This is a genomic window from Anabaena sp. UHCC 0253, assembly GCF_009712085.1.
Taxonomy (GTDB): domain Bacteria; phylum Cyanobacteriota; class Cyanobacteriia; order Cyanobacteriales; family Nostocaceae; genus Dolichospermum.
This window is the reverse complement of the sequence record NZ_VILD01000002.1, coordinates 654,196-675,817: the sequence shown is the minus strand read 5'-3', so window position 1 is coordinate 675,817 and position 21,622 is coordinate 654,196. Positions and strand designations below refer to the sequence as shown.

Sequence of the window (21,622 nt, the reverse complement as noted above, 5' to 3'; positions counted from 1 at the left end):
ATAGGGAAGTAACTATTGTTGATATAGTTAATCATGACCGACTTGAAAAATTCTATGGCTCATTGAAAGAGGCATAGAAAATGAAAGGACTAGACTCATTCAATTTAGACATTAAAAGTGCTTATTTGAGCTTGAAGAATTTGAAAATTTACTTCTCAATAATAAGGAATTAAAAGAAAGTAAGGATATACTTCCTTTTTTCAAACAGAGACTACATTTGTCTGCATTTATTGGTTTTTACGTTCCTCAGATCATTAGATTCAACCAAATCAAACATGAATTTACATTTTTTGGAGATTTTCGTGCTGATTTGGCCGTTGGTGATTCTGTAAATAATACTTACTGTTTCATTGAATTTGAAGATGCTACGGAAGATAGTATTTTTATAGAAAAAGGAAGAAGTACATCAGATTGGTCGCCTAGATTTGAACATGGATTCAGTCAAATTATTGATTGGTTTTGGAAAATTGATGATTTTAAGAATACTTCTTTAGCTCGTTCTATTTTTGGAAGTGAGAATATAGAATTTTACGGCATTCTTGTTATAGGTAGAGATGCTTTTATCTCTCCTATTGATAAAGCAAGATTGAATTGGCGTTTAAATAAAGTTTTAGTAGACTCACGCAAAGTAATTTGCATAACATTTGATCAATTAGCTAGAGATATGAGAGATAGACTTTCACTATATCCACTGATTTATGAAACCGAATCAGAGGCTGAACAAAATATTTCTACAAATGAGAGCGATCTATCATAGGTTGGTCGCTGAATAAGACAAAAGAACACAACGATTTTGATCACTTGTGTCCCTTACCTTTCAGGTCTACAAACAAGCTCGTTTCTTGCATACTGCGTGTCCTGATGACATTATCCTCCTCCTTCCACAAGTTGCACAACGGTTGCAACTAATTTTTCTGCGTTCAAGGGTTTAGATAAATGTATTTGATACCCTGCTTTTATTGCTTGTTGCTGGTCATAATCTCTAGCATAAGCCGTTAAGGCGATCGCGGGAATTTTTCCACTAGCTTCTGGAGTCAAAGTTCTCACTTGACGAATTAACATATAGCCATCCATATCAGGCATACTAATATCACTGACTAAAACATCTGGCTTGGTCTGTTTTAAGACTTGCAATGCTTCAAAAGCCGAAGATACCGCGATCGCTTCAGCCCCCTCTTGCTCTAAGACAAAAACCACAAAATCCCGCGAATCAGTATCATCCTCAACAATTAAAACTTGCACACCAGCTAAAGGCAAAGATTTAGTTGTCAACAATGATACGTGATTTTCTCCATCTGGCATACTTGGGCTGTGATCTTGACGCAGCGGTAAACTGACAGTGAATGTTGCCCCTTTCCCTTCACCAGGACTTTCTGCTTTAACGAATCCGCCATGTATCTCTACGATATTACGGACAATTGCTAATCCTAGTCCTAATCCTCCAAATTTTCTCACAGAACTGCTATCAGCCTGTTGGAAGTAATCAAACGCATAAGGTAAAAACTCAGGGTGAATGCCCTTACCTGTATCAGTCACGATAATTTGAACATAACCATCAGCTTGCCTTAATTGCACCTCTATCTTTCCCCCCTTGGGTGTAAATTTGACAGCATTAGAAAGGATATTCCAAACGACTTGCTGCAAGCGAGTAGAATCACCCAGGATTATGCCCACATTCGATGCAAAGATTGTTTTCACCTGAATTGACTTGGTTTCTAATGCTAACCGCATAGTTTCTAATGCAGACAACACCGTAGATACTAAATTGATATTCGTAATCTTTAGCGTCAATTTTCCCTGTAAAATTCTCGAAGTATCCAACAAATCCTCAATTAGCTGAACCTGTAATTTAGCATTGCGCTCAATAGTAGCTAGTGCTTGTGATGTCTTTTCCCGATCAAAACTATGGGTTTGCAATAACTGAGACCACCCCAGAATCGCATTAAGTGGAGTGCGTAACTCATGAGAAAGTACAGCCAGAAATTCATCTTTAATGCGATTAGCTGTTTCAGCTTTAGCTCGTGCAGTTTGTTCTAATTTCAGTAGTTGCGCTCGTTCTTGTAGAATTTGTTTGTGTTCGTCAATATCCGTGCAAGTACCAAACCATTTTACTACATGACCTTGCTCGTCCTTGAGTGGAAAACCTCGCCCTAACTGCCAACGATAAGAACCATCATTAATCCGTTTGAAGCGGTATTCATTTTCATATAAAGACCCCTTATTTAGAGCATTTGACCACACTTGACCTGCGCTTTCTACATCATCTGGATGTAAAGCTGCTAACCAACCATAACCTACAGACTGCTCCTTGGAAAGTCCAGTGTATTCATACCAATTCTGATTGAAATAATCACAATTCCCTTCTGCATCAGCAGTCCATACAAGTTGGGGAATTGATTCAGCCAAATAACGGTATCGTTCCTCACTTTTTCTGAGAATTAAGAGAATGCGCTGACGCTCAGTAATTTCTTGTTGTAATTGCTCATTGTTCCTAGTAATTTCATGGGTGCGAAAAGCAACTAACTCCTCAAGATGATTTTGGTATTTTCTGAGTTCTTCCTCTACCTTTGATCGTTCGAGTATTTGTGTTTGCAGTTCTCTGTTGGCTTGTTCTAATTGAGATGGACTCTTCAGTGCTAGAGCTTGAGGAACTAATGGTATAAGTTCTAAGGCTGTGACTAGAGACAGCATTGCGGTTACTGCTTTAATTAACCCCGACAGCCAATAAGTTGGATACCAAAGTGTCCAAATTTCCATAATGTGAGTAGTGCCGCAAGCTAAGATAAATCCACTAAACAGAAGAAACATCCAATGAAATGGCAAATCTCGCCGTTTACGAACAAAGCAAAAAAGTGTCGCGGGAATAGAATAATAAGCTAGGGCAATCACCAAATCAGATACTAAATGTAACCAGACTAAATCCGTTTTCCATAAATAGCAGTGTCCGTGAGGGATAAACGGACTAGAGGTAAATAAATTAGTCCATGCTTCTAACATAGGTATAACTTTTTTATGAATAAAAAATTAATGTTATCTGGTGCTTTTATGTTTATTGCTTTTGTCGTCATCAAATAGTATTTAAAATCCTTCATGAACAACTTAATATGGCCTCTGCAACGCTATCAGTAAAACCTATTTAAGTAGGTGAACAGAAAAATTTAAAGGTATGTGAAGAAAAGTAAAATCGCCAAAAACCTCTTTACTCTTGCCTTTTGCCTCTTGCCTTGCCATAACGACAATTTTTAACGCCTACCTATTTACAGCTATATCCAAAATTCAACATCTACAATCATTCTTAACTGAACCAGATTTTTTTAAGGTCTTCTAGACTATTTTTGATTGGAAAATAATAACTCATGTAACCATGGATATAGAATCGAATTATTCACAAAAAATAGCGACAAAATTATTCTATTGATAGAACACAGTTAAGTGTCTATACCAGTTATAATATTTCTCATCCAAAGAAATCTTGTAAAATGTGATATCTGCCGTAAGCCTCACTTCTTACGGCTAATATTTAGCCCGATTAACTATTAATTATAAAGGAAATATAAGATTGTTACCAAAATTATTTAATGAGTATATATACTTGAAATCACCTTTAACTCGGTTTTTTCCAAGTAGGGGCGAAGCATTATTCGGGCGATAATTTATCGGTTTTTCCCAAGTAGGGGCGAAGCATTCGGACGATAAATTATCGGTTTTTCCCAAGTTTATTTTCCGAATGCTTCGCCCTTACACCAAATGCTTCGCCCTTACATCAAATGCTTATGCTTCAATCTCCCGTCATGGATACCTCCCTACGATTCCTGACTCCCGCTGTCAGCCTAAAAATATCTAACTCAACATTAAACCTATGGACTTATATTTAATTCGTCATGGCATTGCTGAAGAACATCAACCAGATATAAAAGATGAAGAACGGCAACTTACCGCAGAAGGACGACAAAAAACCGAGAAAGTAGCCCAAAAATTAATAAAACTAGGATTTCATTTTGATTTAATTCTCACCAGTCCTCTAGTCCGTGCTTACCAAACAGCAGAAATACTGATTGCGACTGGACTTAGTTCTCAGTTGGAAGTATCTGAGCATCTTAGCCCGGAGGGTGATATTCAGCGTTGGCTGCAAGAATGGCTAGAACCCAGAAATTATCCTCATCAAACCCAACTAGCATTGGTAGGCCATGAGCCTAATTTAAGCCATTGGGCAGAAATTCTCCTGTGGAGAGAAGCAAAAGACCGCCTCATCCTCAAAAAAGCAGGTATGATTGGAATAAAACTACCAGATGATGGTTCTTGTTTGGGTCGTAGTCAAATGTTCTGGTTGACACCACCCAAGTACCTGCTGTAATAGTTGTTCGATATGAACGCATAGAATAGTTGTGATATCGGCAATTCTTATGGTGAAAATAGTCTCTGGTAAGTTAGCGTGAGCAGATATTTTACAAAGTAAATGGTGTTGCCATGACGGTATGCGAATACAAGCCTGGTTTAGAAGGCATTCCCGCAGCCCAGTCGAGTATTAGTCATGTAGACGGGCAGAAAGGAATTCTAGAATATCGTGGTATCAGGATTGAGGAATTAGCCGAAAAAAGTACATTCCTAGAAACTGCATATCTCTTAATCTGGGGTGAGTTACCAAATCAAGATGAACTGAAAGCGTTTGAGCATGAAGTTCTTTTCCATAGACGCATTAAATACCGCATTCGGGACATGATGAAATGTTTTCCTGAAAGTGGTCATCCTATGGATGCTCTCCAAGCTTCGGCAGCGGCTTTAGGTTTATTCTATTCTCGTCGGGATTTACATAATCCGGTCTATATTCGGACAGCCGCTGTCCGTTTAATAGCGACTATTCCCACGATGGTAGCAGCGTTCCAGTTGATGCGGCAAGGTAATGACCCCGTTAAACCCAGGGATGATTTAGACTATGCTGCTAACTTCCTGTATATGCTCAACGAGAAAGAGCCTGATCCTTTAGCAGCCAAAATCTTTGATGTCTGCTTAATACTTCATGTTGAGCATACGATGAATGCTTCCACCTTTAGTGCTAGAGTCACAGCTTCGACATTAACTGATCCCTATGCGGTAGTTGCTAGTGCTGTGGGTACTTTAGGTGGTCCATTGCATGGAGGAGCGAACGAAGAAGTCATCCAGATGTTAGAAGAAATCGGTTCTGTCGAAAATGTTCGTCCTTATGTAGATGATTTGATGCAACGCAAAGCCAAAATTATGGGCTTTGGGCATCGGGTTTACAAAGTCAAAGACCCCCGCGCGACAATCTTACAAAACTTAGCAGAGCAGTTGTTTGAGAAGTTTGGGTATGACGAATACTACGAAATTGCCCAAGAAATGGAAAAGGTAGTTTCGGAAAAACTAGGTAGCAAAGGGATTTATCCTAATGTTGACTTTTACTCCGGTTTAGTGTATAGGAAAATGGGAATTCCTACAGACTTGTTTACACCAGTATTTGCGATCGCGCGTGTAGCAGGTTGGTTAGCACACTGGAAAGAACAACTTGCAGAAAACCGGATTTTCCGTCCTACCCAGATTTACAACGGTCGTCATGAAGTCGCTTATACTCCCATTGACCAACGTTAATTTCCGGATCATAAATTTTGGATTTTGAATTCATGCCTTGTAGTGGACAGATTAATAACTGTCATATCTTCTTTCCATTCAGGCTTCTAGTCCAAAAAAATCTCAAACCGCTAAAATTGGCACATTTACAACAGCAGCCAGTCAGGGAAAGTCAGACAATTTAGATAAAGCAGACAACCGTTACCAACATGGAAACGGTTACGCTTTCTTCGCTTTGTCTTGTCTGAGGAACAAGTAATGGGTAAACTTTTTCCAGTCTTCACTCACCAATCACTAATTCCCAATCCCAATCATAAGTAGAAGTTGTCCTGTGGAGTCTCATAGCATAAACCATCCAAGGATATACTAAACTCATGAATTGGCAATAAATCTACAATCAGGCATCATCTCAGCAGAGATTATTACTTAAGGATGAAAACTGGAATAACTAATTTCATACTTCAGAGTTCATCAGACCGTTGACTTAAAGAGCAGCAAACATGAATCCAGGAATTGACCTCCAAGGAACTTTTATTCAATCTGTCAAGGACTTAGGCGTACCACCGGGGACAGCTAAAGTCCTATGGATGCCATTACCAATGGTCCTGATGCTAATTGGGGCAACAGTAGGTGTTCTAGTTGCCACATGGCTAGAACGGAAAATTTCTGCGGCTGTACAGCAACGGATTGGTCCTGAATATCAAGGACCATTTGGATTGTTAGTACCTGTAGCCGATGGACTGAAACTGGTATTTAAAGAAGATATCGTCCCTGCCAAAGCAGATCCTTGGTTATTTACCATCGGTCCAATTATTGTCGTTTTACCAGTATTTTTGTCCTATTTAATCGTGCCATTTGGACAAAATATCATCATTACTAACGTCAGCATGGGCGTATTCTTGTGGATTGCATTATCCAGTATTCAGCCCATAGGCTTATTAATGGCAGGTTACGCCTCCAATAATAAATATGCCTTATTGGGAGGATTACGGGCAGCAGCGCAGTCCATCAGTTATGAAATTCCCCTAGCCTTGAGTGTACTAGCGATCGCTATGATGTCCAACAGTCTCAGCACCGTTGACATCGTAAATCAGCAATCTAACTTTGGCATTTTCGGCTGGAACATTTGGCGACAACCATTAGGTTTCATGATTTTCTGGATAGCCGCCCTAGCAGAATGCGAACGCCTCCCCTTTGACTTACCTGAAGCCGAAGAAGAACTAGTAGCCGGGTATCAGACCGAATACTCAGGTATGAAATTCGCCCTCTTTTACCTCAGTTCCTACGTTAACCTCGTACTTTCTGCCTTACTCGTAGCAATTTTATACCTTGGTGGTTGGCATTCTCCCATCCCCATTCATATCATCACTGATTGGTTCGGTGTCAGTGAAAGCGACCCTGTAATCCAGGTAGTCACAGCGGGAATAGGCATCACCATGACCGTAATCAAAGCCTACTTACTAGTATTTCTCGCTATCCTCATTCGTTGGACAGTACCACGGGTACGGATTGACCAATTGCTAGACTTAGGATGGAAATTCCTTTTACCGATAGGTTTGGTAAATCTCCTCTTAACTGCCGCCTTCAAATTAGCCTTTCCCTTCGCCTTCGGTGGGTAAACAGCAGTAGTCAGTGGTCAATGTCATAATTATTGGCAACTGACAACTGACAACTGACAACTGACAAAGAAAGAGACAAAAACAATGCTCAAGTTCCTCAAACAAGTTGGTGATTACGCCAAAGAAGCAGTACAAGCAGGTCGTTATATTGGTCAAGGATTAGCCGTCACCTTCGACCACATGAGACGAAGACCCGTCACTGTCCAATATCCCTACGAAAAATTAATTCCTGGTGAAAGATTTCGCGGTCGCATTCACTACGAATTCGACAAATGTATTGCTTGTGAAGTCTGTGTTCGTGTTTGTCCCATCAACCTCCCTGTCGTTGATTGGGAAATGGACAAAGTAGCCAAAAAGAAAAAACTCAAACACTACAGTATTGATTTTGGAGTTTGTATTTTCTGTGGTAACTGTGTGGAATATTGTCCCACTAACTGTTTATCCATGACAGAAGAGTATGAACTAGCTACCTACGATCGCCATGAACTGAACTACGATAGCGTAGCATTAGGACGTTTACCCTATAAAGTTACAAACGATCCCATGGTGAAACCACTACGGGAACTTGTTTACCTACCTAAAGGCGTAATGGACCCTCACGGAGTCCCCGCTGATGCCCCTCGTGCAGGTTCTCGTCCAGAAGACCTAGTCGAAAAATAATTGACAATTGATAATTGACAATTGACAACGGACAACTGACAACGGACAACGGACAACGGACAACTGACAACTGACAACTGACAACGGACAACTGACAACGGACAACTGACAACTGACAACTGACAACTGACAACTAACTAAGGATCGAAAACAGTGAATCTAGCAGAAGGAGTACAGTCTGTATCACTTGGCATTCTCGGTGTGATGATGATTGGGGCTGCACTAGGTGTGGTGCTATTCTCCAACATTGTCTATTCCGCTTTTTTGCTGGGAGGTGTATTTATCAGCATGGCAGGAATATACTTATTGCTAAATGGTGATTTTGTCGCAGCAGCACAAATACTAATTTATGTTGGTGCAATTAACGTCTTAATTCTATTTGCCATTATGTTGGTAAATAAAAGACAGGATTTTTCACCATTACCAAATGCTGGATTACGGAAAATCTTTACAGCAGTAGTCAGTTTTGGACTATTTGCTCTCTTAAGTACAATGGTACTAGCTACTCCTTGGGCTTATACGACCAATCCCGTAGTTAGTCAAAATTCCATTATTTTGATTGGTGAGCATTTCTTTAGCGACTTTTTGCTACCCTTTGAGTTAGCTTCAGTCCTCTTGCTCATTGCAATGGTAGGGGCAATTATTCTGGCGCGTCGTGAATATATCCCCGACCAAGTACCAACTTCTGACCTACAACAAACAATTTTAACCCTACCAGAACGCCCCAAAGAACTGATAACCACTGGTAGCAACACTGACAATTGACAATTGATAATTGACAATTGACAATTGACAACTGACAACGAACAACTGACAACTGACAACTGACAACTGACAACTGACAACTGACCACTGATAATCATGCAACTCCAATACTTTCTATTACTAGCAGCAGCTTTGTTTTGCATTGGTATTTATGGTTTAATTACCAGTCGCAACGCAGTGCGGGTACTCATGTCCATTGAGTTGTTGTTGAATGCCGTTAATCTGAATTTAATGGCATTTTCTAACTTCCTTGATTCAACTTTAATTAAGGGTCAAGTTTTCACAGTTTTTGTGATTACCGTGGCAGCTGCAGAAGCGGCAGTAGGGTTAGCGATCGTTCTGACTATTTATCGCAACCGTGATACTGTCGACATGGAGCAGTTCAATCTCTTGAAGTGGTAATAGTGCGTGCAACTCAAGCAGGTAATCATTGCTTATAAAGCGCGAGATCCCCAGAGTAAACGCTGGGCTGAACTCTGTGCTAAACAACTAGAAAACCGTCAGTGCCAAGTATTGGTAGGACCTAGTGGGCCAAAAGATAACCCTTATCCGGTTTTTTTGGCCTCTGCTAATCAACCAATTGATCTAGCTTTGGTACTGGGTGGTGATGGTACTGTCTTAACCGGTGCCAGGCATTTAGCCCCAGCAGGTATCCCCATTCTCGGAGTAAATGTAGGCGGACATTTGGGGTTTTTAACTGAGTCAGTTGATGAGTTTCAAGATCCAGAAAAAGTTTGGGACAGACTGTTGGAAGATCGTTATGCTATCCAACGGCGCATGATGTTACAAGCAGCGGTATATGAGGGAACTGGATCAAATTTAGAACCCGTGACTGAAAGTTACTTGGGTTTAAATGAGTTTTGTGTTAAACCTGCTTCTGCTGACAGAATGATTACCTCAATTCTGGAAATGGAAATTGATGGTGAGATTGTTGATCAATATGTGGGAGATGGATTAATTATCTCTACTCCCACAGGTTCTACTGGTTATACAGTTTCTGCCAATGGACCAATTATCCATGATGGTATGGAAACAATTACCATCACTCCCATTTGTCCCATGAGTCTTTCTAGTCGTCCTCTGGTTTTACCCCCTGGTTCTGTGGTCAGTATTTGGCCATTGGGAGATTACGATTTAAGCACTAAATTATGGATGGATGGTGTACTATCTACTTCCATTTGGCCAGGACACCGTGTTGATGTGCGGATGGCTGATTGTCGAGCTAAGTTTATTGTATTGCGGGCAAATAATTCTTATTATCAAACACTGCGGGAGAAGTTACTTTGGGCTGGGACAAGAGTTCGCTACAATAATAATCACCGCAACTGATTTTTATGTATCTTTTGGCGTTGCTGATAGCCTGCGTGGCGTAGCCATATTGGCGTATGATTTTCGGAGGTAGAGACGTTCCATGGAACGTCTCTACAAAGGTCTTGAACGTATGCAAAATTATTTTCATCCCTAATATCAGCAACGCCTATCTTTTCTATGTTTTTGTCCCAGTGCGCCCGTAATTTTTAATTCATCTTTGCCCCCAAAAATATCTGGGGGTTTTTTAATATCTATTCTTACTGACAATTGAAAGTATAAATCAGATGAATTTGTATCTTATCACCAGATTTTTTGAGCAGTTACGCTCATAATAAAAAAATGTAATCACAAGATCCCCAATTTCTTGAAGAAATCGGGGATATATATCCGTATTAGTAGAATATTCCACAAATCTATTTAGGAAAACAGATGGAACTTTCTTATCGCTACAATAATGATCAACTCCATCCTCCTGATTTCCCTGGGTTACAAACTGATAAATATATCCTCCGTCTAGCTGTAAATGCCCAAGAACTAGAATCTATTTTTAGATTACGTTTTGAGGTGTTTAACTTAGAACTAGGTTTAGGATTACCTGGTTCTAATATTACCCAGATGGATCAGGATAAATTTGATGAGGTTTGTCATCATTTGTTACTCATTGCTAAAAATACAGGTGAAACAATTGGTACTTATAGAATGCAAACTTATACAATGGCTGCTCAATATCTAGGATTTGAGGCGGCTGATATATTTGATCTGCACAGTATTCCTGATGCGATTCTTCAATCTTCTGTTGAGGTAGGACGTGCTTGCGTAGCTAAAAAATATCGCAATAGTCATACTCTATTATTACTATGGAAAGGATTAGCTAATTATCTCCTTTGGTCTAGGAAACAATATTTTTTTGGTTGTGCATCATTACTTACACAATCCCATTGGGAGGCGGCTTGTACTTTTAATTATTTAAAGAAAAACAGTTTTATACATCCTCATATTTTAGTATCTCCTCATTCACAATACTTGATAGAACTAATTCACAATTATCCAGAAAAGTCTCATATATCAATTCCTAATATTTTCCAGGCATATCTTAATATTGGAGCAAAAGTTTGCAGTTTACCGGCTATTGATAAACAGTTTCAAACTATTGATTTTTTAGTTATTTCTAATATTGCTGATTTTGCTAGAGGGCATTATAGTAGGAGTCAGGAGGAAGAAGAAGAAAAAACAAAGAAAAAAAAGTCCTATAAAGGAAGGGAAAGCGTCAAGAATGTGAATTACATGAATTACACTAACGATTGCATTGTAAGGGTAGGGTAACTATTACTTTTGTCCCTATTCCTATTTGGCTTTCCATGTCAATTTTGCCTCCGTGCATATCTACACATTTTTTCACAATAGCTAGTCCTAATCCTGTTCCTTGAATATTTTGGACATTACTAGCACGGTAGAAATTTTGGAATAAATGTCCTTGGTCTTTTAGAGGAATACCAATTCCTTGATCTTGAATCCGAAAAGTGGCAGTATGATCCTGGCAAATGACATCAAAGTGGATTTCGCTATGGATATGAGAATACTTGATTGCATTAGAAAGTAAATTACCAAGAATGCAGTTTAGTAAATCTTCATCCATTTCTGCTTGGGTACATTCTCCTTGATAATTAAAAATAACTTTATATTGATTTTTTGTACTTAGTTGATTTATTTCTATAATTTCCTGACAAAATTTTTCTAAATTCAGCGGTTCTGGTTGATATTTCATTTTTGCTGATTCAGTTTTATTTATAAATAATATATCTTCTAATAATTGCAGCATTTTATCAATAGCATTTTGTATTCTCAAAAAGTATTTTATTCTGCGTTCATCATTGAGAGTAGAACCGTGATATTCAAGTATTTCCACAGAACTGCGAATAATGGTCATCGGAGTGCGAAATTCGTGAGATACCATGGACACAAAGTTAGATTTGAGTTCATTTAATTCCTGCTCTCTAGCTAAAGCTTTCCGGGTTCTTTCTTCACTTTCTCGCAGTTTATTCAGGATTTCTCCTCGTTCGATCGCATAACGAATTGCTCGCTCTAATCTTGGCATGGTAATATCATCTTTGATGATATAATCTTGTGCGCCTTCTGCCATGGCTTGTAGTGCTAAATTTTCATTATCTAAACCTGTTAAAACTACTACAGGAATATCGGGTACTGCTGCACGATATTCTTTGAGTGTTTCTAGTCCTATAGAGTCGGGAAGACTGAGGTCTAACAAAACAACATCGAATTTATTGTTTATATAATTTTCTAATGGGGAGTTATTTGTACTAATTTCAATTGCTGCTTCTAGTTCTTCAACATGGGTAATATGCCATTTTTTGGGTTCTGCACGGGAAAATATCCGATTTAGAATGACGACATCAGTCGGACTATCTTCTACTAATAAAATATGAATACTTACTTTTTCCATGGGTCAATAATTATCACAAATTGTTAATAAATTATATGGGTATTTTGATTTTGTATCTCATGTTTGCAAGATCATAATTCTGATTATTTCATGTGTTGTCACTTCCTCTAAAAAATATTTTTCTTCATTAAGAGTTAATACTAATTTTGGAGCGTTGATAAATAAAAGCTGGAGATAATCAGCAAGATGGAATCAAAAAAGATATTTCGCTTCTCAGTAGTTAGACGAAATTACAGCAAATTGCTGGAGAGAGAGAACAGGGTGGGAAAAAACAATATGTGTAATGGATTCTTTTGTATATTTATGGAATTTTTACAGAGATGATTTTCATTGCTGCCATAATTATTTTATATCTATTAAATTTATATTTACCCAAAAAATCGTCTAATTAGATACAATTTATTAATATTAGGAGAGCTAAGGAGAATAACATGGTCTTATTGAAGGGCTTTGAGATTGAAATGTACACTGGCACGCCTCAAGGTGACATTGTGGGACTTTCAGATAAAATTACTACGGATTTGGATGGATTTGTGCGAGAGCCGGATAGCCGTAATGTAGAGTATATTACTCAGCCATCTATGGATTATGAAAATTTATTGTGCGCTTTACTACGTCCTAGAAAAGAATTGCGGAATTATCTGCAAAACTTGGATAATTACACCTTAATACCAGGTAGTACATTGTCTTTACAAGGCAGCGATGCCTCCGGCGGGCAAAGCCAACGCTTTTTGCGTTCTGACCCCACCAATCCTTATCATGACTACATTGAACAAACTTACGGCACAAAAGTAGTTACTGCCAGTGTGCATATCAATATTGGTATTAGTGACCCGGAAGTATTAATGCGTGCTTGTCGAGTAATTAGAATGGAAGCGCCTTTATTTCTGGCTATGAGTGCTTCATCTCCTTTCCTGGATAGTAAAACTACTGGTTATCACTCCACACGCTGGGGAATATTCCCGCAAACCCCTGATCATGTACCTTTATTTGCTAGTCATGCTCATCATATTCAATGGGTGAACGAACAATTAGCGGCTGGGACAATGCAAAATGTCCGGCATTTATGGGTATCAGTGCGACCAAATGGCGATCGCCGTCCTTATGATCTAAATCGTCTAGAATTGCGAATTTGTGATTTAGTTACAGATCCTATTGCTTTATTAGCAATGACAGCTTTATTAGAAGCGCGATTAATCCAAATTATTGACAATCCTACTATCGATCCTTTGACTCAAAGCCCCTTCTCACCCGCAGAACTGGTCACATTAACCATGAAAAATGAAATGGCCGCTGCAACTAACAGTCTTGATGCTAAATTGCAACGATGGCAAGATGGTAGCAGCATTCTTGCTAGAGATTGGATAGCAGAACTTTATCAAGAAGTTTGGAGTATTGCTAAACAACAAGGTTTTAGTTGTTTTCTATCCCCCTTGCACAAAATCCTCCGAGAAGGAAATGAAGCTCAACAATGGTTACAACTACATAAAGTAGGCGTTGATATTCAACAAGTGATTACTCAAGCGATTCTTGCTACCCAAGAACGGGAAGCTGAACTAGAAAACAAAATATGTTCATCTGTCATTGGGTGATCACTAACTGGGGATTGGGGACTAGGGACTGGGACAAGAGGTGAAAGTAAAGATAAATATTCTCCTCATCTCCCTAAATTTTCTGATAAAAGTACCTGCGATTGATTAAAAAAAATTAATCAATAGGAAATACTTCCTACATATAAAAAAAAACTATATATTGCCTCTATATTTTGGTAGATTTTTAGACGGCAAGAATTTCTTGAATACACGACTTAGATTAAAAAAAATGCCCCAGGTAGTTTTAGTAAATCCACAAATTCCTCCTAATACTGGCAATATTGCCCGCACTTGTGCCGCTACAGGTACAGAATTGCATTTAGTTGGTCCTTTAGGATTTGAAATTAGCGATCGCTATCTTAAAAGAGCAGGGTTAGACTATTGGCCTTACGTTAAACTCCATTACCATGAATCAATAGAAGCATTTCAGATCGCACAGCAGCAACGCCCAGGTAGACGCTTAGGTTTTACTGTCCGCGGTAACTTTAACTACATCAACTTTGAATTTCAAGCGGATGACTGGCTATTATTTGGCAGTGAAACAGCAGGTTTACCAGAATCTCTGCTCTTGAATTGTGACTCCACCATCTATATCCCCATTCATGAACCCGGTGTTCGGAGTTTAAACTTATCAGTCAGCGTAGCTATAGGTTTATTTGAATGTCGCCGTCAGTTAGGTTATTTACAATAATTCATATTCACCAATAAAAATCCTTAATTCAGTATGATGGAAACATAGTTACAAGAGCTAACATCCCCAAAATTGTTAGACAAACGTTGTATAACATACAGAAAGAAGAGGTGTATAGTGATAAATACTGATAAAACTCCCATGAATGACATAAGAAATTTGTATAGATATTTTAAGGGTCATCTCACTACCAAGGATAGATTTTAATCAATTCTGATCTGCTGATTTCCCACAGAAAAAATCGCCGAAAACCTTTACTGTCAGACAATCGCAGAATTATGTATCAACAAATACAACAAAAAAATGCAAAAATGGCAGGTATTGTCTACGGTTGTTTTTTAGGGAAGAATCAAATTAAAGTCTCCTATTGAGTAAGACGGATTAGGTCAAAAAATCTTGAAAATGTCTACAACGGGATGATCGCTGTTTCAGAAATCCTAGAACCTTAAATGCTAACAGCAATAATGAACCTAGCGAAGTTATGATATTTGTTTAGTTCTGTGCTTTAGTAGCTTTTAGGAGTTTAGATAACTGTCACGAGTGAACATTCCTGGGTTGTGAGGAGTGACTTAGACAAGACATCACCAAAAACTTTAAGTTTGATTAAGGTGCATGAACTTGTTTAAATCAGAGAAGCAGGTTAATCTTGCGTAAGTATCTCTGGTGAATGTGATCTTGATCTGTGGTTTGATGTGATATCAATCATGAATTAATATCTAACTAAAAAATCAAGGTCAGTTAAACGCTAGTGATCATAGGAGGTCGTCTTTGAAACGAGCATTGAAAAAAAGAGAGAAGGCTGTGTTGAACAATACCCCCAGCAGTGATGATGCCCCGGTAGAACAAACAACTTATGATATGAATACCAAAGTGACCCGCCGGGCGCGGACTCATCAGGCAGCCATGATTGGCTTGGCAATATCAATGGGAGCAACCAGCCTTTTGGTGACTCGACAAAGCGATCAAGCCCAAGCAGCCGCTCCTGTTGGCAGTCAAAAAGCAGCTTCAACCAATCCTGCTGTTTCTGAGACTGAGATTAAATTTGCCGACACCAAGCTGGAGTCCAAAATCGTCTCACCAGCAGGCGTATTTGCAAATCCTGTCATATTAGAACCAACAGTAGTTTCACAAATACCTGGGCTTGAAGCTAAATGGCAAATTGCAACCAACAGCGTACCTGTAGAAGGCACTGTATCCAACGCAATTTCCCCAGCCAAAACATCTGACACCAATTCTGTTCACTCACAACCCCAATCAGTAGAGGGCGTGAGTAACAACTCAGTTCAATCCACATTAACAACAGATAATCAACAGCCTGAGACAGATCAATCAGTGGCAGGTATTACTGGCAGTACAATTACACCCCAGAACTTTTCTGCGGGCGAATTAGCCAGCAATGATGTTGATGCAACACTCAAAGCACAACAAGAATTTGCCCTCAATCGCTTACAGGAAAAATCAACGCGTTTAAGAAATAGCTTGACAGAGTTACGGTCTGAGCAAACGCAAGATTTATTAAAAACTGGTATTCAGGAAGCACAGCCAACCACTGTAGCTAGAACAACTACACCAGAACACTCAGATAATGTTACTGATGCCACCCAAACCGAACTTATTTCTAGGTTAAAACAGAACAAAGAAACAAGTGCGACAGTCCAGAAAATACCAATGCCTGCGTCAGCTTCAACAAAAGTTGTCGCACAAATACCAACCTCAACCTATGAAGTTAAGCCCGGAGACACATTAGCAGAGATCGCTAACAATTACGGTACTTCAGTTTCAGATCTAGTTAGAGCTAATAATCTTAGCGATCCTAATCAACTGCAAATCAATCAAAAGCTAATTATTCCTGTTGCGAAGATGCAGGACAACCTGAGCAGGGTAGATAATTTTCCTTTAAATACTCCAAGTTTCAACACTAACTCATTTGCTGCTAACCGCACCAATGTTATAGTTCCCACTCCCCTACCCGAACGTCCTCAGACTCCAGCTATTACCAGTGGTCTAACTATCCCAGTTCCTGTAGTGACAGAACCGCAAGAACGGATTAATCTTCCTGCTGTTACTAAACGCACGAATGCGCCATTGCCAAGAGTAACGGATAATTCAGCAGAATCTTCTATCCCTATTGTTATTCCACCAGCCTTACCTCTCAAGAGTGAATCTTATGGATTAGGTGGTGATACTCCATTACCAAGAACTTCATCCCCAAAGCAACGGTCCCAAAAACCAGTGCAAAAGGTATCTAAAGTCAAAGGTAATGAACGTATCCGCAGCTTACAAGCAGAAATTGAGAGATTACGGTCTAAGTACCGCGCTCAACAAGCTGGTTTAGCTGTACCTACAGATACTGAAAACAATAATCAGTCTCTACCTGTTGCTATTGAAACATCTAGTGATTTAGTAGTGTCTCAAGCAAATACACTACAGATTCCCGCTCCGCAAGCGATATTGCCAAACTACAGCAATAATCAGCCGGTTCGACCCCTAATGACGGCATCTGCTCCCCGCAATGAGCCAATAAACCCCGAATTCTTGTCCAATAAGACTGGGGTTGGCTTGAATTCTTCCCGCAATTCATCTGGTATTAAGTTAACAGTTCCACCGGCTCGTAACAATGCTTCTGACACTTTAGGAAAAATGCGCGGAACTACCGTTTCTCCAGCATTACCACCTATAGCAGCAGTAGATATATACCTGCCTCAAACAACTGAGAATAATACTAATTTCCCATCTAATTCTTCTACAGGCTATATTTGGCCAGCTAAAGGAACTCTTACCTCTGGTTATGGTTGGCGCTGGGGAAGAATGCACAGAGGGATTGATATTGCTAACTCAACCGGCACACCTATTTATGCTGCATCTGATGGTGTAGTAGAAAAAGCTGGTTGGAACAAAGGTGGCTATGGCAACCTTGTTGATATCCGCCATGATGATGGTAGCCTGACTCGCTATGCACACAACAGCCGGATTTTGGTGCAAGCTGGTCAACGAGTGCAACAAGGTCAAACAATTGCGGCTATGGGTAGCACTGGTTTTAGCACCGGTCCCCATACTCATTTTGAAGTTCATGCTTCTGGTAAGGGTGCTGTTAACCCCATTGCTTTCCTACCAAATCGTCTGTAATTCCTGGTTGTCTGGAATTAAGCGATTTTCTGGTTAATTGAGGGAGGTCAACTCCCTCTTTTGATTTTTGAGGCAAAAATTTGGAAATTGATAGTTGTCAGATCCAAATTGGTATGCTATCTTAATATAAGTTGATAAAACAACGTGGCTCAGTAGCTCAGTTGGTTAGAGTACGGGACTCATAAGCCTGGGGTCGTCAGTTCAAATCTGACCTGAGCCATTTTCAATATTAAACCATGTTATTAATAGTAGAATCGCAACCCAGTTAGGTAATATGTTGGAGAAAAATTTTAGCATATATACTTTTTCGTGGGTTGTTTTAATTTAGCAAAAGCAGCGATAGAAATATTGGTGTGATTCCTACCTAACTAAATATATAACTGATATAGCGGTATGCACTCTTTGTGAGATACAGTCAGCTAATTCACAAACTCTGTAGGGGCGCAGGGTCTGCGCCCTCGATTGTATTGCATCAAGGGCGATAACCGCTATAAGGTTGTAAAAGATTTTCACCATTGAAATGAATCAAATGAGTTGCATCTTCTGCTACCCATACATCAGTTTCCCAAGAAATTTCTGATAAATACTCCTTCATTGCTTTGCGGTTAAGGAAAGCTGTCACCATTACGATAGGTATTTTAGAATTTTTGAATAAACTTTCAAGTTCAGTTTTGCGTTTAGCATCAATTGGTCTATGTGATGTCACAGCTTCAATTAAAACTAACCAGTTTTGAGCCAGAAAATGAATGATGATATCTGGCATTTTTTCATGAGTATCAATTTTAATTCCTAATTCCAACAAAGCTGATTCATCAAAATATGCAAATTTTTCATCTGTATCACCAACATAAATTATCTTACTATGAGGTGAAAAATTGGGACAAAAATCATTAATTATTTTCTTAATTAAAATATTTTGTCTGCCTGGTGACAGTGTGATTGATTTTAGGTTATTCATAATCATTTTATATGGAGATATTTCTATTAATTGCTAAAATGCGTTCAAAACATAATCTATTTGAGATTTAACTAAAAAATCATTAACAAATTTCTTCAGCGCAACTTTATAAAAAAATAGTATAATTAATACATTGCTACTAACCAACACTTTTATCATTATATTACAATGGTTCAGAAGATTGCCTTATTTAATCACAAAGGTGGTGTTAGCAAAACCACTACTACTTTTAATTTAGGTTGGATGCTTGCTTCCAAGGGGAAGAGAGTTATCCTTGTAGATACAGACCCCCAATGTAATCTTACAGGTATGGCTCTGAAAGAAGAAACTGAAGATGATGAAGCAAGAATAGAAAATATTTACAACACACATTCTAATATTAAGACTGGTTTGGCTCCTGCTTTTGAGTCACAACCAAGAGCTATTGAAGCTGTAGATTGTATTGAGATCGAAGATAATCTATTTTTATTACCTGGTCATGTGGGCTTTGGTGAATATGAAGTAACATTAGGTATCGCCCAAGAAATAAGTGGTTCAATTCACACACTCAAAAATTTGCCGGGTGCAATTTCTGATCTTTTGGAAAAGACTGCTAATAAATTTAATGCCGACTACATTTTAATTGATATGAGTCCAAGTTTAGGATCTATCAATCAAAACTTACTGATGACAAGTGACTTTTTCTTAGTACCTACGACTGCTGATTTCTTATCTGTGATGGCGATTGATTCTCTATCTAGAATATTACCAAAATGGTGTGCTTGGACAAGAATGGCCAGCGCAAACCCCATATTAAAGGAAGCTACTTATCCATTTCCTGAATTTAAGTTAAAATTTTTAGGTACTATAGTTCAAAACTATAGAATTATGAATGGTAAAGAAACAAAAGCCTTTCAAACATGGATAGAAAAAGTAGAGAATACAGTTACGAATAAGTTAAAACCGATTCTGGAGAAAAATAATTTATTATTACCTAATCAAGTTTATACTGAACAGGGTATAAATTGTAGTTTTACCATAACCAAAATTCCTAGCTCCAACAGTTTAATTGCTCTATCACAAAAACACGCTATACCAGTTTATGCACTTACGCCGGAACAATTAAATCAGCAAGGCATAGTAGCAGAAATTAATGAAAAAAAGCAAGAAGAATTTAAAACAACTTTTTCCGATTTAGCAGATAAAATTATTTCACTATCATCGAGTTATGCAGTCAGCCCTTGATCAATTTCGCATTAGTATTCAGCGTGTTCGGGATTTAATTTCTCTGCATAACTCTATTAAAGCTCAAGCGACTGCTGCTTTGGATTTATCGGATATTCTTAGGGCGGCTTTAGTTCTGACTGTAAGTGCATTAGATTACTACATTCATGAAGTTGTAACTTTGGGAATCTTGGAAATACATCGAGGAACAAGATCAGAACCATCATTTAAGGGTAATGCGACTCAATCAGCTTTTGCAAGGTTTGAAGTCTCCCTGGGTAGTGCTAGTGAAGATAGGAAATCTGCTATAGATATTACTTCTTGGATAGAGAGTGAAATACAGCAGAGTTATGGCGATGATTTTTTAGAGCAGTCTCATAATATTTCCAGTTTAATTCCTATTATTTCTAACACTATTTTAAATAGATTAAATAACAATTCGTGGTTAGAAAATGAAATTAGAAAAAAGTTTAGAGAAGACAGTTTTCAGACACCAGATAATATTGCTAAGGCAATTAGGTACATATCAAATGAAAAATTATGGGAGCAGGTCACTAATAAAATGAGAGGAAATACTACACAAGAAGCTCAAAAAAAGATCAAACAAGACCTACAGGAAATTGTAAAACGCAGAAATCAAATTGCTCATGAAGCAGATATAGATCCTACTTATGGCTTAGGAAATCGCTGGAATATAGATGAATCAATGGTTAATGATGCAGTTAACTTTATTGAGCAGGTTGTTGAGAGTATTCATCAAATTTTATAGCTGCGTTATTTCCCCACAACCACCCCCCAACTTAGATACAATCTATAAACTGACATAACCCTGGCTTAACCAAAATGACAAGCATCACCATCCCTACCCTCAAAATCCCTGAACTCCTAGCACCTGCGGGTAACTGGGAATGCGCTCAAGCAGCAGTAGAAAATGGTGCGGATGCGATTTATTTTGGTTTAGAAAAGTTTAACGCGAGAATGCGGGCTGAGAATTTCACAGCAGCAGATTTACCCGAATTAATGGAATTTCTGCACCTGCGGGGAGTCAAAGGTTATATCACTCTGAATACCCTCATTTTTCCCCAAGAACTGACGGAAGCACAGCAATACCTCAAAACCATCATTTCTGCGGGTGTTGATGCTGTCATCGTTCAAGACGTGGGTATTTGTCGGCTGATTCGTCATCTTTCCCCTGACTTTCCTATTCACGCTTCCACCCAAATGACTATTACCAGTGCTGCGGGGGTAGAATTTGCCAAATCTTTGGGTTGTCAATTGGTAGTTTTAGCGCGGGAATGTTCCATTAAAGAAATTAATAAAATTCAACAACAAATATCTCAAAAAAATAATTCCTTACCTTTAGAAGTTTTTGTTCACGGTGCTTTGTGCGTTGCATATTCTGGACAATGTTTAACCAGCGAAGCATTAGGAGGACGTTCTGCAAATCGTGGAGAATGCGCTCAAGCTTGCAGAATGCCTTATGATTTAATTGCAGATGGAGAAGTTGTTAATTTAGGAAAACGCAAATATTTATTAAGTCCTCAAGATTTAGCTGGTTTAGAAGTTTTACCAGAATTAGTAAAATCTGGAGTTACTTCTTTAAAAATTGAAGGACGTTTGAAAGCACCGGAATATGTTGCTAATGTGACTCGC

Annotated in this window: 18 protein-coding genes and 1 tRNA gene; 16 read left to right on the top strand and 3 right to left on the bottom strand. The window is 38.7% G+C overall.

Translation table 11 applies throughout. The features are described from left to right. The first annotated feature begins 217 nt into the window (after positions 1-217). Positions 218-757 (top strand): Shedu immune nuclease family protein, encoded by a 540-nt coding sequence (locus FJR38_RS07235; RefSeq protein ID WP_254449378.1) that lies wholly within the window; start codon positions 218-220, stop codon positions 755-757. A 110-nt stretch (positions 758-867) separates the two neighbouring features. Here the strand turns inward: FJR38_RS07235 and FJR38_RS07230 are convergent, their stop codons facing one another. Next, positions 868-2,997 (bottom strand): ATP-binding protein, encoded by a 2,130-nt coding sequence (locus FJR38_RS07230; RefSeq protein WP_168536185.1) that lies wholly within the window; start codon positions 2,995-2,997, stop codon positions 868-870. 862 nt (positions 2,998-3,859) lie between these two features. Between FJR38_RS07230 and sixA the strand changes: the two genes are divergently transcribed. The 8 genes from sixA to FJR38_RS07190 all read left to right on the top strand — a co-directional run bounded on the left by sixA (position 3,860) and on the right by FJR38_RS07190 (position 11,261). Further along, the gene (sixA, locus tag FJR38_RS07225) at positions 3,860-4,354 is read left to right on the top strand and encodes a phosphohistidine phosphatase SixA (protein ID WP_168492983.1); all 495 of its coding nucleotides are present in this window, start codon (positions 3,860-3,862) and stop codon (positions 4,352-4,354) included. 113 nt (positions 4,355-4,467) lie between these two features. Further along, a complete protein-coding gene (locus FJR38_RS07220) occupies positions 4,468-5,604 on the top strand; it encodes a citrate synthase (RefSeq protein ID WP_168492981.1) in 1,137 nt (378 codons plus the stop codon). Positions 5,605-6,083: 479 nt separating this feature from the next. Next, complete coding sequence (nuoH, locus tag FJR38_RS07215; RefSeq protein WP_168492979.1) at positions 6,084-7,202, top strand: NADH-quinone oxidoreductase subunit NuoH; 1,119 nt, start codon at positions 6,084-6,086, stop codon at positions 7,200-7,202. 84 nt (positions 7,203-7,286) lie between these two features. Next, complete coding sequence (ndhI, locus tag FJR38_RS07210; protein ID WP_168492977.1) at positions 7,287-7,862, top strand: NAD(P)H-quinone oxidoreductase subunit I; 576 nt, start codon at positions 7,287-7,289, stop codon at positions 7,860-7,862. Between the two features lie 153 nt (positions 7,863-8,015). Next, positions 8,016-8,627: an NADH-quinone oxidoreductase subunit J gene (locus FJR38_RS07205; protein WP_168492975.1), complete on the top strand. Its 612-nt coding sequence runs from the start codon at positions 8,016-8,018 to the stop codon at positions 8,625-8,627. A 96-nt stretch (positions 8,628-8,723) separates the two neighbouring features. Beyond that, positions 8,724-9,029 carry an NADH-quinone oxidoreductase subunit NuoK gene (nuoK, locus tag FJR38_RS07200; protein WP_015080280.1) on the top strand — a complete coding sequence of 102 codons (306 nt, stop codon included), beginning with the start codon at positions 8,724-8,726 and terminating at the stop codon, positions 9,027-9,029. A gap of 6 nt (positions 9,030-9,035) precedes the next feature. After that, positions 9,036-9,956, top strand: coding sequence for an NAD(+) kinase (locus FJR38_RS07195; RefSeq protein WP_168492973.1), 921 nt, complete (start codon positions 9,036-9,038; stop codon positions 9,954-9,956). A 411-nt stretch (positions 9,957-10,367) separates the two neighbouring features. Beyond that, complete coding sequence (locus FJR38_RS07190) at positions 10,368-11,261, top strand: GNAT family N-acetyltransferase (RefSeq protein ID WP_168536183.1); 894 nt, start codon at positions 10,368-10,370, stop codon at positions 11,259-11,261. Here the strand turns inward: FJR38_RS07190 and FJR38_RS07185 are convergent. Then, the gene (locus FJR38_RS07185) at positions 11,233-12,399 is read right to left on the bottom strand and encodes a hybrid sensor histidine kinase/response regulator (RefSeq protein WP_168492969.1); all 1,167 of its coding nucleotides are present in this window, start codon (positions 12,397-12,399) and stop codon (positions 11,233-11,235) included. The genes FJR38_RS07190 and FJR38_RS07185 overlap by 29 nt on opposite strands. 431 nt (positions 12,400-12,830) lie before the next feature. Between FJR38_RS07185 and gshA the strand changes: the two genes are divergently transcribed. The 4 genes from gshA to FJR38_RS07165 all read left to right on the top strand — a co-directional run bounded on the left by gshA (position 12,831) and on the right by FJR38_RS07165 (position 18,028). Next, a complete protein-coding gene (gshA, locus tag FJR38_RS07180) occupies positions 12,831-13,991 on the top strand; it encodes a glutamate--cysteine ligase (RefSeq protein WP_168492967.1) in 1,161 nt (386 codons plus the stop codon). A 229-nt stretch (positions 13,992-14,220) separates the two neighbouring features. Then, positions 14,221-14,682 carry a tRNA (cytidine(34)-2'-O)-methyltransferase gene (locus FJR38_RS07175; RefSeq protein WP_168492965.1) on the top strand — a complete coding sequence of 154 codons (462 nt, stop codon included), beginning with the start codon at positions 14,221-14,223 and terminating at the stop codon, positions 14,680-14,682. Between the two features lie 801 nt (positions 14,683-15,483). After that, positions 15,484-17,808 carry a peptidoglycan DD-metalloendopeptidase family protein gene (locus FJR38_RS07170; RefSeq protein ID WP_371418151.1) on the top strand — a complete coding sequence of 775 codons (2,325 nt, stop codon included), beginning with the start codon at positions 15,484-15,486 and terminating at the stop codon, positions 17,806-17,808. Positions 17,809-17,954: 146 nt separating this feature from the next. Beyond that, positions 17,955-18,028 (top strand) — tRNA-Met (locus FJR38_RS07165). A gap of 252 nt (positions 18,029-18,280) precedes the next feature. Here FJR38_RS07165 and FJR38_RS07160 read toward each other — a convergent pair. Then, the gene (locus FJR38_RS07160; RefSeq protein ID WP_254449377.1) at positions 18,281-18,766 is read right to left on the bottom strand and encodes a BsuBI/PstI family type II restriction endonuclease; all 486 of its coding nucleotides are present in this window, start codon (positions 18,764-18,766) and stop codon (positions 18,281-18,283) included. A gap of 168 nt (positions 18,767-18,934) precedes the next feature. Between FJR38_RS07160 and FJR38_RS07155 the strand changes: the two genes are divergently transcribed. The 3 genes from FJR38_RS07155 to FJR38_RS28270 form a co-directional block, all read left to right on the top strand. Further along, a complete protein-coding gene (locus tag FJR38_RS07155; RefSeq protein ID WP_168536179.1) occupies positions 18,935-19,990 on the top strand; it encodes a ParA family protein in 1,056 nt (351 codons plus the stop codon). After that, entirely contained in the window at positions 19,974-20,738 is a 765-nt protein-coding gene (locus FJR38_RS07150) for an MAE_28990/MAE_18760 family HEPN-like nuclease (RefSeq protein WP_168536177.1), read from the top strand. Before FJR38_RS07155 ends, FJR38_RS07150 begins: the two co-directional genes overlap by 17 nt. A 74-nt stretch (positions 20,739-20,812) precedes the next feature. Beyond that, on the top strand, positions 20,813-21,622 hold an 810-nt coding region (locus FJR38_RS28270), incomplete at its 3' end, for a peptidase U32 family protein (protein ID WP_254449376.1).